Raw genomic sequence first — 12,865 nt, 5'->3', positions numbered from 1 at the left:
CTTGATCGGCTGGTGAAACGCTGCGCGATTTCGCTCTAGCCGCTACTCCTTGGACAGGTCCTGACGGCTGAACCAGGCGATGGCGGCGGCTAGGGGGGCGAGGCTCCACAGGGCCAGGCTGGCGATGGCCTTGACCATGACGCCAGCGGGCAGGGTGGAGGCTTCCATGCCGCCTTTGATCAGGGCCTTGAGCGTCTCGAACGCCGTGCCGGGCAGCAGCAGTTGGGTCAGCCAGTCGCCCGGCTCCAGCCCCAGCATGGGCGCGAATGGGCCGCCGAGGAAGAACTGGCCGACGTCGACCACCAGCGGGATGAACAGGGCCGCCAGCAGCGACCGCGTCAGCGTCGCCGCCAACAGGCTGATCATCAGGAACTGCACCACGCGCACGAAGGACAGCAGGAACAGCAGGCCGAACTGAGCCGCCTGCTGGGCGCCGAAGCCGAAGGTCATGGGGCGGTCGAAGATCAGGCCCTTCGCCACGTCGGACACCGAGCCGATCAGCAGGAAGACCAGCATGGCGGCCAGCGCCAGGAACTTCACCACGCCGACCTTGCCCAGCAGCAGATTGGGACGGGTGTTGCGGGCGCTGATCAGCCGCCAGGTCTCCCAGCGATAGTCTCCGGCATAGAGGGTGGCCGCGCCGATCAGCAGGAAGGCGAGGATGGCCGGATTGGCCAGATCGCCGGCGTTGCCCGCCAGTGACGCGCCGAGATCCAGCGAGCCGCCCAGCGACAGCTCGGGGGGCAGGTTGCCGCCGCTGATCTGCGCCGCTTTCGACTTGATCAGGAAGAAGCCGAGGATCGAGATCGCCAGCCCCACGATCGGGACGAAGAAGACGCTCCAGAAGACCGCGGTGCGGTTCTGAAGCAGGCGATAGGATTCGGAGCGGACGGCATCAGCCAGCATGGAGGGCCTCCCGGACCTGAGCATCGGTGCGCGCGGGGCCGGTCTCGGCCATGAAGACGCTTTCCAGATCGGCGCCGACCCAGCGGGCCTCGTCGATGTCGACGCCCTGTTCGATCAGGGCGCGCAGCAGGGCGGGGCCCTCGGCCCTGGGAATGGCGGCCAGAACGGCGTCGCCGTCGATCGTCCCCTTGTCGCCCAGCACGCTCATGATCCGGGCCAGGGGCGTGGCCGACAGGCGCAGGCGTTCGCCCGCCGCAGTCAGCTCGCTGACCTTGCCCTCGGCGGCCAGTTTGCCGCGATTGAAGATGGCCACGCGGTCGCAGACGCGCTGGACCTCGAGCAACTGGTGGCTGGCCAGGATGATGGTCACGCCGTCGTCGTCGGCCAGGGACCGGATCAGGGCGCGCATTTCCTGGATGCCGGGCGGGTCCATGCCGCTGGTCGGTTCATCGAGGATGACCAGGTCCGGCTTGGTCATCAGGGCGGCGGCGACGCCGAGGCGCTGCAACATGCCGACCGAGAAGCCGCGCACCCGGCGGTTCGCCGCTTCGGTCAGGCCGACCCGGTCCAGCCAGGCGTCGATGGCGGCTTCTTTTCTCATGCCCCGTTCTTGGCCGTGGGCCAGAGCCAGCCATTCCAGCACCTGGCGCGCGGTCAGATAGGGCGGAAAGCGGGGCGTCTCGATCATCGACCCCATGCGGCGCGTGACCGCGGGATCGCCCGTATGCTGGCCCAGGACCCGAACCTCGCCCTCCGTCGGACGGATCAGGCCCAGCAGGATGCGGAACAGGGTGGACTTGCCGGCGCCGTTCGGCCCCAACACGCCGTAAACCCCGCCGCGCGGGATGGAGAGGCTGAGCCCGTTCAGGGCGCGCACCGCGCCGTAGGTCTTGGTCAGGCCGGTCGTTTCGATAACAGCGGTCATGCAGCGGAGCTTGGCGCGATGGGGATAAGCCGACAAGCCGTCTTCTGTCTGTCGCAGATTAAGCTTAGGCAATCTTCCCGAAGTCGCTTCGGAGTTTTCATGTTTTCTCGCGTCGCGGGCCTGTGTCTGGCCCTGCTGCTGACGGCCTGCGCCACCCCTCCCGTCATCGGCCCTGATGCCGCCCCTGAATCACAGGCCGCGGTCGAGCCGCCGCTGGTCATGCTGATCTCCATCGACGGGTTCCGCGCCGACTATCTGGACCGGGGGATCACGCCGAACCTGTCGCGGATGGCGGGCGAGGGGGCGACGGGGCCGATGCGGCCGTCCTTCCCCAGCGTGACCTTCCCCAACCACTATACGCTGGTCACGGGCCTGCATCCTGATCATCACGGCATCATCGGCAACAACATGGTCGACGCCGAACTGGGCCGGTTCTCGCTGAGCGCCAAGGAGGCCGTGACCGACCGCCGCTGGTGGGATCAGGGTGAGCCGATCTGGGTCTCGGCCGAGAAGGCGGGGGTGAAGACCGCCACCATGTTCTGGCCGGGATCGGAAGCCGATATTCGCGGCGTGCGACCGGCGTACTGGACTTCCTTCGATCAGGAGACGCTGGGCGACGCGCGGGTGGACCGCGTGCTGGAATGGATGGACCTGCCTCAGGATCAGCGGCCGCAGCTGACGACCCTCTATTTCGACATCGTCGACACCCAAGGACACCGCTTCGGTCCCGCTTCGCCCGAGGCCGCCGAAGCGATCCGCTCGGTCGACGCCTCCATCGGCCGACTGGTCGAGGGGCTGAAGGCGCGCGGCCTATATGAGCGCACGGTTCTGGTGGTCGTGTCCGACCACGGCATGGCGGCGACCTCGCCCGAGCGGGTGCTGGTGCTGGACGACCTGATCGATCCGGCGGCGGTGCAGATCGTCTATTCCGGCGCGGTCAGCTTCCTGAACCCGGTCGCCGGTCGCGAGGCCGAGGTCGAGGCGGGCTTGCTGGGTTCGCGTCCCCATCTGGACTGCTGGAAGAAGAGCGAAATCCCGGCGCGTTTCGTCCTGGGCTCCAACCCGCGCGTGTCGGCCATCGTCTGCGCGGCGGAGCCGGGCTGGCTGCTGGCGACGCGGGCGCGGCCCGTGACCAAGCCGGGCGGAGCGCACGGCTATGACAACGTCTCGCCGGATATGGCGGCGATCTTCATCGCCCATGGTCCCAGCGTAATTCAGGGGCGGCGTCTGCGCGACCTGGACAGCGTGGACGTTCAGCCCTTCCTCGCCCGTCTGCTGGGCGTGGACGCGCCGCGCGGCGACGGCCGGCCCGAAGACACCCTGCCGGTGACGACGCACTGAAGTCGGGCGGCCCGGGAGCGGAACGAGGCGCAGTCACGGCCGTTTGATCGCGGCTGCGCCCCTCGCTTTACGGCGGCCTTGATCCTGTCGAAAAGCCGGGGCGGAATGGGATGAACGCCCAAGCTTCCAGAACCGGGACGAGATGAAAACTTCCAGACTGGCCATCGCCGCCGCCCTGATGCTGTCCGCCTGCGGCCAGCCCACCTCGTCCAAGGCGCAGGAAGGCGTCTTCGCCGAACAACCGCGTCAGGCGCCGCGCGACGCCGGAACGATGAAGTCCAGCTTCGCCCCCGTGGTGCGGGAGGCCGCCCCCGCCGTGGTCAATATCTCGGCGCGCGGGGTGCAGCAGGTCCGCGATCCCTTCTTCGAGATGTTCGGCGGCGGGCCGCAGTCGCGCGTGACCGGCTCGATCGGGTCGGGCGTCATCGTGCGCTCTGACGGCGTGGTGGTGACGAACAACCACGTCATCGAGAACATGCAGCAAATCCGCGTCACCCTGAACGACCGGCGAGAATACGCCGCCAAGGTCTTGCTGGCCGATGAGCGTTCCGACATTGCCGTGCTGCAACTGGAAGGCGTCGAGGGCAGGCTGCCGGTGCTGCGCATCGACGATCAGGAAGAACAGCAGGTCGGCGACCTGGTCCTGGCCATCGGCAATCCGTTTGGCGTCGGGCAGACGGTGACCAACGGCATCATCTCGGCCCTGAACCGAACCGAGACGGGCATCAACGATTCCGGCTCCTTCATCCAGACCGACGCCCCCATCAATCCCGGCAATTCCGGCGGGGCGCTGGTGGACATGGACGGCGACCTGATCGGCATCAACACCGCCATCTTCTCGCGCACCGGCTCCTCGACGGGCGTGGGCTTTGCGGTGCCGGCGACCATGGTCAAGCGCGTGGTCGATTCCGCCGTCGGGGGCGCCAAGTCCGTGGTGCGGCCTTGGCTGGGCGTGAGGGGCGACACCGTCAGCGCCGACATCGCCCGCAGCCTGGGCCTGTCGCGACCGCAGGGTCTGATCATCACCGACGTCTATCCGCAGGGGCCGGGCGCGCGCGCCGGTCTGCAGAAGGGCGACGTCATCACCGCCGTCGACGGGGCTGAGATCAACGATCAGGGCGGGCTAAATTTCCGCGTGGGCACCCGCTCGCCGGACGATACGGTCGTCGTGGCCGTCCTGCGGGGCGGCAAGACCCAGACGATCAACGCGCGGGTCTCGGCCCTGCCTGGAAAGGTCGAGGCAGGCGAGGAGGCTGTGGTCGCCCAGGGACCGTTGGCGGGGCTTCAGGGCGTGGCGCTGAACCCGGCGCTGGCCGACAGCCTGGGCGGCGATCCATTCACCAGCGGCGTGGTCGTAACCGGCGTGGCGAGCAACAGCGCCGCCGCAAAGATCGGCCTGAGCCGTCGCGATCTGATCCGTCAGGTCGACGGTCGGCCGGTGACCTCGGTCGCCGCCCTGGGCCGCGCGCAACGCGGGTCGGAAATTGTCATCGTGCGCGGCGGACGCCAACTGACCGGGCGTCTGCCGTAGGGGACATTTTCCTCCCCACTTGTGGGGAGGGGGGCCGCGACCCGAAGGGCGGCGCGTCGCAGCCAAGCCGTGGAGGGGCTGCTTCCATTGACCGGCGAAGCCCCTCCGTCACGTCGGCTTCGGCGCCGCGCCACCTCCCCATGGAATGGGGAGGAAAGGCTACTTGCCCTTCGCTGGCCCGACGATCGACCAGACGTGGCCGTAGGGATCGCGCAGCTTGCCGTGGCGGCCGTAGAATTCGTCGGCGGGAGGGCGCAGGGCGGTCGCGCCGGCCTGGATGGCGCGGTCGAACCAGCGGTCCGCGTCGTCGACCGACAGATTCACCGAACTGGTCGTGCCGCCCAGCGTCTCGGGCGAGGACGTGCCGACGACCTCGGCCATTTCGGGGAATTCGTCCGACAGCATCAATGAGCCGCCGTTCAGGCTGAGCGTGGCGTGGCCCAGTCGACCGTCGTCCATGTCGTAACGCTCGACCACCTCGGCGCCGAAAGCGCGGGCGTACCAGTCCAGCGCCTCTGGTCCGCGTTTGACCATCAGATAGGGGCTGAGCGGCGGGTAGGCGGGGTCGGACATGGCGCGTCTCCTTGTGTTGACGCCTTGGGTCAGCCCTTTTTCGGGCCGCCGATGGACCAGGTGTGGCCGAAGGGATCGCGGACCTGGCCGTAACGGTCGCCCCAGAACTGATCCGCCAGCGGCATGACCGGGACGGCGCCGGCCACCAGGGCGCGGGTCCACCATTCGTCGGGATCATCGACCTGAAGATGCAGGGTCACGCCCTTGGGCTGGATGTCGGCCTCGCCGGTCCATTCGGGAAATTCGTCAGCCAGCATGACGCTGGCGCCGTTGATCTTGAGGTGGGCGTGCATCAGCCGCTCGCCGTCCTCGGCAGGCATCCGCATGATCTCCTCGGCGCCGAAGGCCCGGCCGTAGAATTCGATTGCCGCCGTCCCGCCTTTCGACGGAATGGTCAGGTGAGGCGTGACGCCGCCGCTGGGGCCTTGGTTCGGCTGGGATTCGGACATGGGGTTTCCTCCGTCGGGCCGATACTAGTGCGTGTAATCGCCTGAACGAACGCCTATCTTTGCCGTTCCCCATCTCTGTCTGTTTCATGTCTGATCTGTTCGAAGCCTCCGGCATCCATCCTCCCGACGCCCCCCTGGCCGATCGTCTGCGCCCGCAGACGCTGGAACAGGTCGTGGGCCAAGACCACCTGCTGGGAGCGGGCGGGCCGATCCGTCGCATGATTGAGGCAGGGCGGCTCGGCTCCATGATCCTGTGGGGACCGCCCGGCACCGGCAAGACCACCATCGCCCGGCTGCTGGCCAAGGCGGCGGGCTATGAATACCAGTCGATCAGCGCCGTCTTTTCCGGCGTGGCCGATTTGAAGAAGGCGTTCGAGGCCGCGCGGATGCGCCGGGCCGCCGGGCAGCAGACCCTGTTGTTCGTGGACGAGATCCACCGCTTCAACCGCGCCCAGCAGGACGGCTTCCTGCCTTTCGTGGAGGAGGGGATCGTCACCCTGGTCGGAGCGACGACCGAAAATCCCTCGTTTGAGTTGAACGGCGCTCTGCTGTCGCGGTCGCAGGTCTATGTGCTGAAGCGCCTGGACGACGCGGCGCTGGATCAGTTGCTGGACCGGGCCGCCGCTCTGATGGACCGGCCCCTGCCGCTGACGCCCGAGGCGCGTCAGGCCATGCTGGCGCTGGCCGACGGCGACGGCCGCTATCTGCTGACCATGTCGGAGGTCTTGTTCGACCTGCCTGAGGGCGATCTGCTGGATGTGCAGGGCCTGGCCGGGGTGTTGCAGAAGCGCGCACCCGCTTACGACAAGTCGAGAGAAGAACACTATAACCTCATATCCGCGCTGCATAAATCGGTTCGCGGGTCGGACCCGGACGCGGCGCTGTATTGGCTGGCGCGGATGCTGAACGGGGGCGAGGACCCGCTCTATCTGGCGCGGCGGATCGTGCGGATGGCGGTCGAGGACATCGGCCAGGCCGACCCCCTGTCCATCCTGGTCGCCAACGCCGCCAAGGACACCTACGACTTTCTCGGCAGCCCCGAGGGCGAGCTGGCCTTGGCCCAGGCCGTCGTCCATCTGGCCACGGCGCCCAAGTCGGTCGGCGTCTATGAAGCCTTCAAGGCGGCCAGGAAGGCGGCGCACGAGACCGGGTCACTGATGCCGCCCGCCCACATCCGCAACGCCCCGACCAAGCTGATGAAGCAACTCGGCTACGGCAAGGGCTATCGGTACGACCCCGACACGCCCGAGGGCTTCTCGGGCGCCAACTTCTTCCCCGACGAAATGGAGCGCCGCACCTTCTACAAGCCCAAGGGCGAGGGCCACGAGGAGAAGGTCAAGGCGCGGCTGGAACGCTGGGCGGCGATGCGAGCGCGAGCGCAGGGCGGCGAGGGCTAAGCTTTCCTCCCCATTCCATGGGGAGGAAAGAAGCGCTCAAGCTCCATCTGATCGGCGTTCATTGTTAAGCGGGGCGGTTCCGGCATAGCCTGCCGCTGTCGAAACCTGGGGAGGGAATAATGACCGATATTGCAAGACGGGCGGCGACGCCCTGGCATCTGTGGGTCGTGGGCGTGCTGTCGTTGCTGTGGAACGGCTACGGCGCCTTTGACTACATCCAGTCCAATACGCGGGGCGAAGCCTACATGCGCGAATCCGGCTTCGGCGACGCCGCCGTTGCCTATTTCCATGCCATGCCGGCATGGATGTACGTGCCGTGGACCCTGGGCGTCTGGGGCGCGGTGCTGGGGTCGCTGTTGCTGTTGGCGCGCAGCCGCTGGGCTGTGCATGCCTTCGCCATCTCGCTGATCGGCGCCTTCGTCAGCGTGATCTACACCTACTTCATCGGAAACGGCCCCGCCGCGATCGGGCCGATGGTCCACATGCAACTGGTGATCCTGATCATCGCCCTGTTCCTGCTCTGGTACGCTTGGGCCATGGCGAAGAAGGCGGTCCTCCGCTAAAGGCTCGGCGGGTGAAAACCCGCCAGCCTGTCTCCCTGACCGAAGAAGAAATCGCCGCCGTCCGTTCGTGGGTCATCCACGAGGACGCGCACATCATCGCCTTCAACAAGCCCTCGGGCCTGTCGAGCCAGGGCGGCCGCATCCAGGCCAATACCCTGGACGACCTACTGTGGGCCTTCGCCCGCTCGAACGGGAAGCGGCCGGAACTTGTGCACCGGCTGGACCGCGACACCTCGGGCGTCATCCTGGCGGCCAAGACCAAGCCGGCGGCCAGTTTCCTGGGCAAGGCGATGCAGATGCGCCGGTTCCAGAAGACCTATCTGGCCCTGGTGTCCGCAGCACCCGAGCCCAAGTCCGGCCGGATCACCGCCGCTCTGCGCCGCGAAGAGATCGGGCGCGAAAGCTATATGCGCGTGGTCGAGTTTGACGCAGCCGGAGCACAGGGGGCGGTCAGCGGCTATCGCACCCTGGCATCCAGCGAGGACGGCGCTCTGGTCGAGTTGTCGCCGGAAACAGGGCGGATGCACCAACTGCGGGTCCACATGGCCTCTATCGGGCGGCCTCTTGTCGGCGACGTGCGCTATGGCGGGGCGCTGACCTTCGCCGGTCGCGGCGCTCCGCGCCTGATGCTGCACGCGGCCAAGCTGTCCTTCCCGCACCCCGAGAGCGGCGAGCGAATGACGCTGGAGGCGGCTCCGCCCGAGGACTTCGCCGCGCTGCGGACGGCGGCGGGTCTCTAGGCCGGTTCAGCGCCGGTTCAGCTTCAAGGCGGAACATCCAGTTCTGCTCGACGCTATTCGAGCAAGGAGATCGCCGCATGAAACGTCTTACCTTCGGCCTGATCGCGGCCTCGGCCCTCATGTTGACCGCCTGCGCCAGCCTGGCTCCCTACGGCCCGCAGCAAGCGGCGCGGGGGCAGGGGTTCAGCGAGCAGCGCATCGAAGCCAACCGCTTCCGCGTCACCTACAACGGGGTCGGTGCGCCGGGGCCGGTCGCGGATCGCGCCCTGTTCCGCGCCGCCCAACTGACCGTCGATCAGGGCTATGACTGGTTCGAGGTGACGCAGCGCTGGATCGACGGACGCCCCGACAGCGCCGGCGGCGTGCGCCCCAGTATCTCGATCGGCGCCGGCTCCAGCCGCTACGGCGGCTGGTCGACCTCGGGCGTCGGCGTGGGTCTGGGCTTCGACCTCAGCGGGCCTCAGCCGACCTCGACCACGCTCGAGATCGTCCTGGGACGCGGCCCGCGCCCGGGCCGCCCCGGCGCCTATGACGCGCGGGGTGTGCAGGACGCGATCCGACCTCGGCTTTAGAACGTGCAGGAAACGGTCGAGGCATAGCGGCCGGCACAGGAACTATTGCCAGAGAAATGTCTATTTCTTAGCCGTTACTGTCGCTTGGCCCGTACGGCGGGATTGTCTGCGACCTTGAGGAAATAGCTGCCCATGGCGGCTCGGCGTATTCTGACCGGCAGGCCCGCGGTCGCACGGAACTGAAGAGACGCGGTGTCGATCTGAGTCCAGATCGACCCGTCCGCCAGATAAAACGTCCATCCAGGGCCCGTTGCATAGGTTGCGCGCTCGAGTGTCGTCTCGACCTCGTCCAACCGCTCTGCTTGTCCGCCCAGCAGGCTGGGGAAGGCGGGGAGGGTAAAGCCGAACAGGGCGCGTCTCGCCTCTAGGACGCGTTCGCGTTCGACGACGACGATTTCGCCTTGGCGCTCGGCGACGCCCAGTGATTCGACGGCTGCGTCGTAGCAATCCACACGGGCAGCGCGTTCAGCGATGAGTTTGCACTCGAAAAGCCGTTGCATTTCCGCCGCTCTTGGCGACGGCGACACTCTCGCATAACCCTGGTCTGCGTGGAGGGAAATCGCCAAAAATGCGCAGGATGCGGCGAATATTTTTCCGTGAACAACGTTCATGAAAGGGTCCTTGTCGCGAATGGAGCGAAAAATAAGTCAAGTTGACCGATGCTATCGGCTCGCCGAAGCGTGTCCGCTTTGTGACATATGGGCCAACATCATCAGGCGGCTAAGTAATTTCGTGGCGTAAATTGGACGCCCTCGCGTAATCGGTTTGGGATTGGCGAGCGAATCTAATGATTGTTCGCGCCAGGATATGGGGGGCGGAAGCGGGGGACGGTCCCTTTGCTTTGTCGTCCGGACGTCAGGAGAGGGTTTTGAAATTGACCAACAAACGTGAACGGTTGCTGGCCACGACGATGATCGCCGGCTTTGCGCTGGCAGGTTTCGCCGCGCCGGCCATGGCCCAGTCTCAGGCTACGAACGATCAGGCTTCTCAGGTGGGCGACATCGTCGTCACCGGATCGCGCATCGCGCGTCAGGACTATCGGTCGACCAGCCCGATCGTCACGGTTTCCGCCGAGGACTTCCAGGCGACCGGCTCGGTCACCATCGACACGCTGATCAACGACCTGCCGCAGTTCACTCCGTCGATCTCTTCGACGTCGAACAACCCTTCGAACGGCGGCCAAGCCAACATCAACCTGCGTAACCTGGGGTCCAACCGCACCCTGGTCCTGATGAACGGCCGTCGCGTTGTTCCGTCGAACTCGGACGGTACGGTCGATGTGAACCTGATCCCGACGGCTCTGATCAAGAATGTCGAAGTCATCTCCGGCGGCGCCTCGGCGGCCTACGGGTCTGACGCTCTGGCCGGTGTGGCCAACTTCATTCTCAATGAGAACTTCCAGGGCGTTCAGTTCGACGCACAATATGGCGAGACCGACCGCAGCGACGGCAGGACCGAAAGCTATTCGGTGACCCTCGGCGGCAATTTCGACAACGACCGTGGCAACATGGTCCTGTCCCTGGCTCGTTCGACCCGAGGCACCATCTTTAACGGGGCTCGTGAGTTCTCGGCGGTTTCGGGGGCTTCGGGCACGTCGCCGCTGGGGTCGACGACTTTTGACAGCACCAACCTGCCTACTTTGGCCGCCATCCGCGCCTACTTCAACAACCCGACGCTGTCGAACACGGGCCAGTTCGGCTTCAATAACGACGGATCGATCTTCTCGTACACCGGCAAGCTGAATGTAAAAAATCCCGCCGGCGCCGGTCCTGAGTACACGGCTCCTGGGGCGAACTATACGTTCAACACGGGCCCGCTGAACTATCTTCAGCTTCCGCTCCAGCGTTACAACGTTTATAGCGCAGGTCGTTACAAGATCAACGACAGCGCCGAAGTGTACGCTAACGCACTGTTCACCCAGTATTCGTCTGACACTGAGCTGGCGGCCAGCCCGGCGGCCAGCGGAACCGGGTTCCGCGTACCGTCGACCAACCCCTTCATCACGGCGGACCTTCGCGCCCTGCTGAATACGCGTGCCAATCCGAACTCTTCGTTCGCACTGAACAAGCGGTTCACCTCGCTTGGGGGACGCCATTCGAACCAAGATTACAACATCTACCAGTTGACGACGGGCCTTCGCGGTCGCGTGCCGAATAGCGAATGGACCTATGACGTCTATGGCTCCTACGGGCGTGTGGCCAACGTCACCACCCAATCCGGCAACGTCTCGCGTTCCTCCGTTCAGCGCCTGTTGGATGATCCCTTCGGCGGTGCTGGCGGCGTTAAAAACGGCGCTACCATTCCGGAGCTCTGCAAAGGCGGCTTCAATCCGTTCGGCGTGACCCAGTTGTCGGCCGAGTGCATCAGCTACATCGGCCGTTCCGCTCGCAACCAGACGACGACCGAGCAACGCAACGTCGAAGCCTCGATGCAGGGCAAGGCGTTCGACCTGCCGGCCGGCGAAGTCCGGGTCGCCGTGGGCGCTCAGTACCGCCAGGATAACTTCGCCTTCGGCGCCGACTCTTCGCTTTCTCAGCAAAATGCGAGCACGGATCACCTGGGCGCTGATGGCAAGCCGGACGGTGGTAAGATCGGCGGATCGGAAATCGCGGGCTTCAACCCGGTGCCTTCGCTGAAGGGCAGCACCAACTCCAAGGAACTGTTCATCGAAGCGCTGGTGCCGGTGCTTGCGGATCTGCCGTTCGTCGAGAAGCTGGATCTGAACCTGGGCTATCGCTACGCCGACTACAGCACTGCAGGGGGCACCAAGGCCTATCGTGCCGAACTGGATTGGACCATCGCGGGCGGCGTGCGCGCTCGTGGCGGTTACAGCCGTTCGGTTCGGGCGCCTTCGATCGGCGAACTGTTTGCGACCGGCGGCACCAACTTCCCTGGGATCGGCGCGCCGTCGTTGAAGGGTACGGAGGGCGATCCTTGCGACAACCGCAGCAGCTTCCGCAACGGCGCTGACGCGGCCAAGGTCAAGGCGCTGTGCCTTGCCCAGGGCCTTTCTCCTCTGGCGATCGACAACTTCCAGTACTCGAACGCCCAGGTTGAGGGCGTGAGCGGCGGCAACCCCGGTCTGTTCGAAGAAACTTCGGACAGCTGGAATGCCGGTCTGGTCTATCAGTCGCGCTTCGCTTCACCCTGGCTGTCGGGCATCTCGGCGTCGGTCGATTACTATAACATCAAGATCACCGATGCGATCGGCTCGATCGCGGCTACGGACTCCCTTCAAGGCTGCTTCAACGTTACGGGTGAAAACCCGACCTTCGACGTCAACAACGGCTACTGCCAACTGTTCCGCCGTGATCCGCTGTCGGGCGGCATCGTCGGAGCGATCGAGCGTCAAGCGAACCTGGGAGCGATCGAGACTTCTGGCGTCGACTTCCAGGCTGACTGGGGCTTCAATATCGACGAAGTCGGCGGCGGCGACTGGGGCCGACTGCGGTTCAACACCGTGATCAGCTGGTTGTCCGAGTATAAGGACAACGTTGTTGAGGGCGGCGTCTTCACTGATCGTACCGGCACGATCGCCAGCTCGTTCGGCAAAACCTTCCCTGTGTGGAAGGCCCTGAGCTCGGTGACCTGGTCGGATGGCCCGTTCTCGGTCGGCGCGCGCTGGCGCCGTGTCGGCGAACTGACGGTTATCAATACCGACATCGTTCTGCCTTCGATCGACTACTTCGACCTGAACGGTTCGTGGTCGATCAACGACACCGTCTCTCTGCGCGCCGGTGTGAACAACCTCACTGACGAACAGCCCAACGTCTTCTCGCCGGGCGTTCAAGCGAACACCGACCCGTCGACCTACGACGTGCTGGGCCGTCGCTACTACGTCGGTCTGACCGCGCGCTTCTAAGCGGCA

General features: G+C 65.7%; 12 protein-coding genes. 7 read left to right on the top strand and 5 right to left on the bottom strand.

The window, feature by feature from the left end:
- Nucleotides 1–42: 42 nt before the first annotated feature.
- Nucleotides 43–906: an ABC-2 transporter permease gene (locus tag AC1DJ5_RS04685; protein WP_477019842.1), complete on the bottom strand. Its 864-nt coding sequence runs from the start codon at nt 904–906 to the stop codon at nt 43–45.
- Complete coding sequence (locus tag AC1DJ5_RS04680; protein WP_477019841.1) at nt 896–1,831, bottom strand: ABC transporter ATP-binding protein; 936 nt, start codon at nt 1,829–1,831, stop codon at nt 896–898. The genes AC1DJ5_RS04685 and AC1DJ5_RS04680 overlap by 11 nt, the downstream gene beginning before the upstream one ends.
- 99 nt (nt 1,832–1,930) lie before the next feature.
- Here AC1DJ5_RS04680 and AC1DJ5_RS04675 point away from each other — a divergent pair, with 99 nt between their 5' ends.
- Together AC1DJ5_RS04675 and AC1DJ5_RS04670 are read left to right on the top strand one after the other, a co-directional pair.
- Nucleotides 1,931–3,172 (top strand): alkaline phosphatase family protein, encoded by a 1,242-nt coding sequence (locus tag AC1DJ5_RS04675; RefSeq protein ID WP_477019840.1) that lies wholly within the window; start codon nt 1,931–1,933, stop codon nt 3,170–3,172.
- A gap of 142 nt (nt 3,173–3,314) precedes the next feature.
- Entirely contained in the window at nt 3,315–4,703 is a 1,389-nt protein-coding gene (locus AC1DJ5_RS04670) for a trypsin-like peptidase domain-containing protein (RefSeq protein WP_477019839.1), read from the top strand.
- Between the two features lie 159 nt (nt 4,704–4,862).
- Here the strand turns inward: AC1DJ5_RS04670 and AC1DJ5_RS04665 are convergent, their stop codons facing one another.
- Nucleotides 4,863–5,276, bottom strand: coding sequence for a VOC family protein (locus AC1DJ5_RS04665; RefSeq protein WP_477019838.1), 414 nt, complete (start codon nt 5,274–5,276; stop codon nt 4,863–4,865).
- Between the two features lie 29 nt (nt 5,277–5,305).
- Entirely contained in the window at nt 5,306–5,725 is a 420-nt protein-coding gene (locus AC1DJ5_RS04660) for a VOC family protein (protein WP_441456032.1), read from the bottom strand.
- A gap of 86 nt (nt 5,726–5,811) precedes the next feature.
- Here AC1DJ5_RS04660 and AC1DJ5_RS04655 point away from each other — a divergent pair, with 86 nt between their 5' ends.
- The 4 genes from AC1DJ5_RS04655 to AC1DJ5_RS04640 all read left to right on the top strand — a co-directional run bounded on the left by AC1DJ5_RS04655 (nt 5,812) and on the right by AC1DJ5_RS04640 (nt 8,997).
- Nucleotides 5,812–7,122, top strand: a complete 1,311-nt coding sequence (locus tag AC1DJ5_RS04655; RefSeq protein ID WP_477019837.1) for a replication-associated recombination protein A — start codon at nt 5,812–5,814, stop codon at nt 7,120–7,122.
- Between the two features lie 119 nt (nt 7,123–7,241).
- A complete protein-coding gene (locus AC1DJ5_RS04650) occupies nt 7,242–7,685 on the top strand; it encodes a hypothetical protein (protein ID WP_477019836.1) in 444 nt (147 codons plus the stop codon).
- Nucleotides 7,686–7,696: 11 nt separating this feature from the next.
- Nucleotides 7,697–8,425, top strand: coding sequence for an RluA family pseudouridine synthase (locus AC1DJ5_RS04645; RefSeq protein WP_477019835.1), 729 nt, complete (start codon nt 7,697–7,699; stop codon nt 8,423–8,425).
- A gap of 77 nt (nt 8,426–8,502) precedes the next feature.
- Nucleotides 8,503–8,997 carry a CC0125/CC1285 family lipoprotein gene (locus AC1DJ5_RS04640; protein ID WP_477019834.1) on the top strand — a complete coding sequence of 165 codons (495 nt, stop codon included), beginning with the start codon at nt 8,503–8,505 and terminating at the stop codon, nt 8,995–8,997.
- 74 nt (nt 8,998–9,071) lie between these two features.
- On the opposite strand, the gene AC1DJ5_RS04635 is transcribed toward AC1DJ5_RS04640, so the two are convergent.
- Entirely contained in the window at nt 9,072–9,608 is a 537-nt protein-coding gene (locus AC1DJ5_RS04635; RefSeq protein WP_441456027.1) for a hypothetical protein, read from the bottom strand.
- 257 nt (nt 9,609–9,865) lie between these two features.
- Between AC1DJ5_RS04635 and AC1DJ5_RS04630 the strand changes: the two genes are divergently transcribed.
- Entirely contained in the window at nt 9,866–12,859 is a 2,994-nt protein-coding gene (locus AC1DJ5_RS04630) for a TonB-dependent receptor domain-containing protein (RefSeq protein ID WP_477019833.1), read from the top strand.
- Nucleotides 12,860–12,865 lie beyond the last annotated feature (6 nt).

It is taken from the genome of Brevundimonas sp. 01N35 (assembly GCF_056399785.1).
Note: the sequence above shows the minus strand (reverse complement) of the source record. Positions and strands in the feature narration are given on the sequence as shown.

What these genes read in the sequence shown, in the direction of transcription:
- AC1DJ5_RS04685 (WP_477019842.1), bottom strand. Translation starts at nt 906, where the DNA reads ATGCTGGCTGATGCCGTCCGCTCCGAATCCTATCGCCTGCTTCAGAAC.
- AC1DJ5_RS04680 (WP_477019841.1), bottom strand. Translation starts at nt 1,831, where the DNA reads ATGACCGCTGTTATCGAAACGACCGGCCTGACCAAGACCTACGGCGCG.
- AC1DJ5_RS04675 (WP_477019840.1), top strand. Translation starts at nt 1,931, where the DNA reads ATGTTTTCTCGCGTCGCGGGCCTGTGTCTGGCCCTGCTGCTGACGGCC.
- AC1DJ5_RS04670 (WP_477019839.1), top strand. Translation starts at nt 3,315, where the DNA reads ATGAAAACTTCCAGACTGGCCATCGCCGCCGCCCTGATGCTGTCCGCC.
- AC1DJ5_RS04665 (WP_477019838.1), bottom strand. Translation starts at nt 5,276, where the DNA reads ATGTCCGACCCCGCCTACCCGCCGCTCAGCCCCTATCTGATGGTCAAA.
- AC1DJ5_RS04660 (WP_441456032.1), bottom strand. Translation starts at nt 5,725, where the DNA reads ATGTCCGAATCCCAGCCGAACCAAGGCCCCAGCGGCGGCGTCACGCCT.
- AC1DJ5_RS04655 (WP_477019837.1), top strand. Translation starts at nt 5,812, where the DNA reads ATGTCTGATCTGTTCGAAGCCTCCGGCATCCATCCTCCCGACGCCCCC.
- AC1DJ5_RS04650 (WP_477019836.1), top strand. Translation starts at nt 7,242, where the DNA reads ATGACCGATATTGCAAGACGGGCGGCGACGCCCTGGCATCTGTGGGTC.
- AC1DJ5_RS04640 (WP_477019834.1), top strand. Translation starts at nt 8,503, where the DNA reads ATGAAACGTCTTACCTTCGGCCTGATCGCGGCCTCGGCCCTCATGTTG.
- AC1DJ5_RS04635 (WP_441456027.1), bottom strand. Translation starts at nt 9,608, where the DNA reads ATGAACGTTGTTCACGGAAAAATATTCGCCGCATCCTGCGCATTTTTG.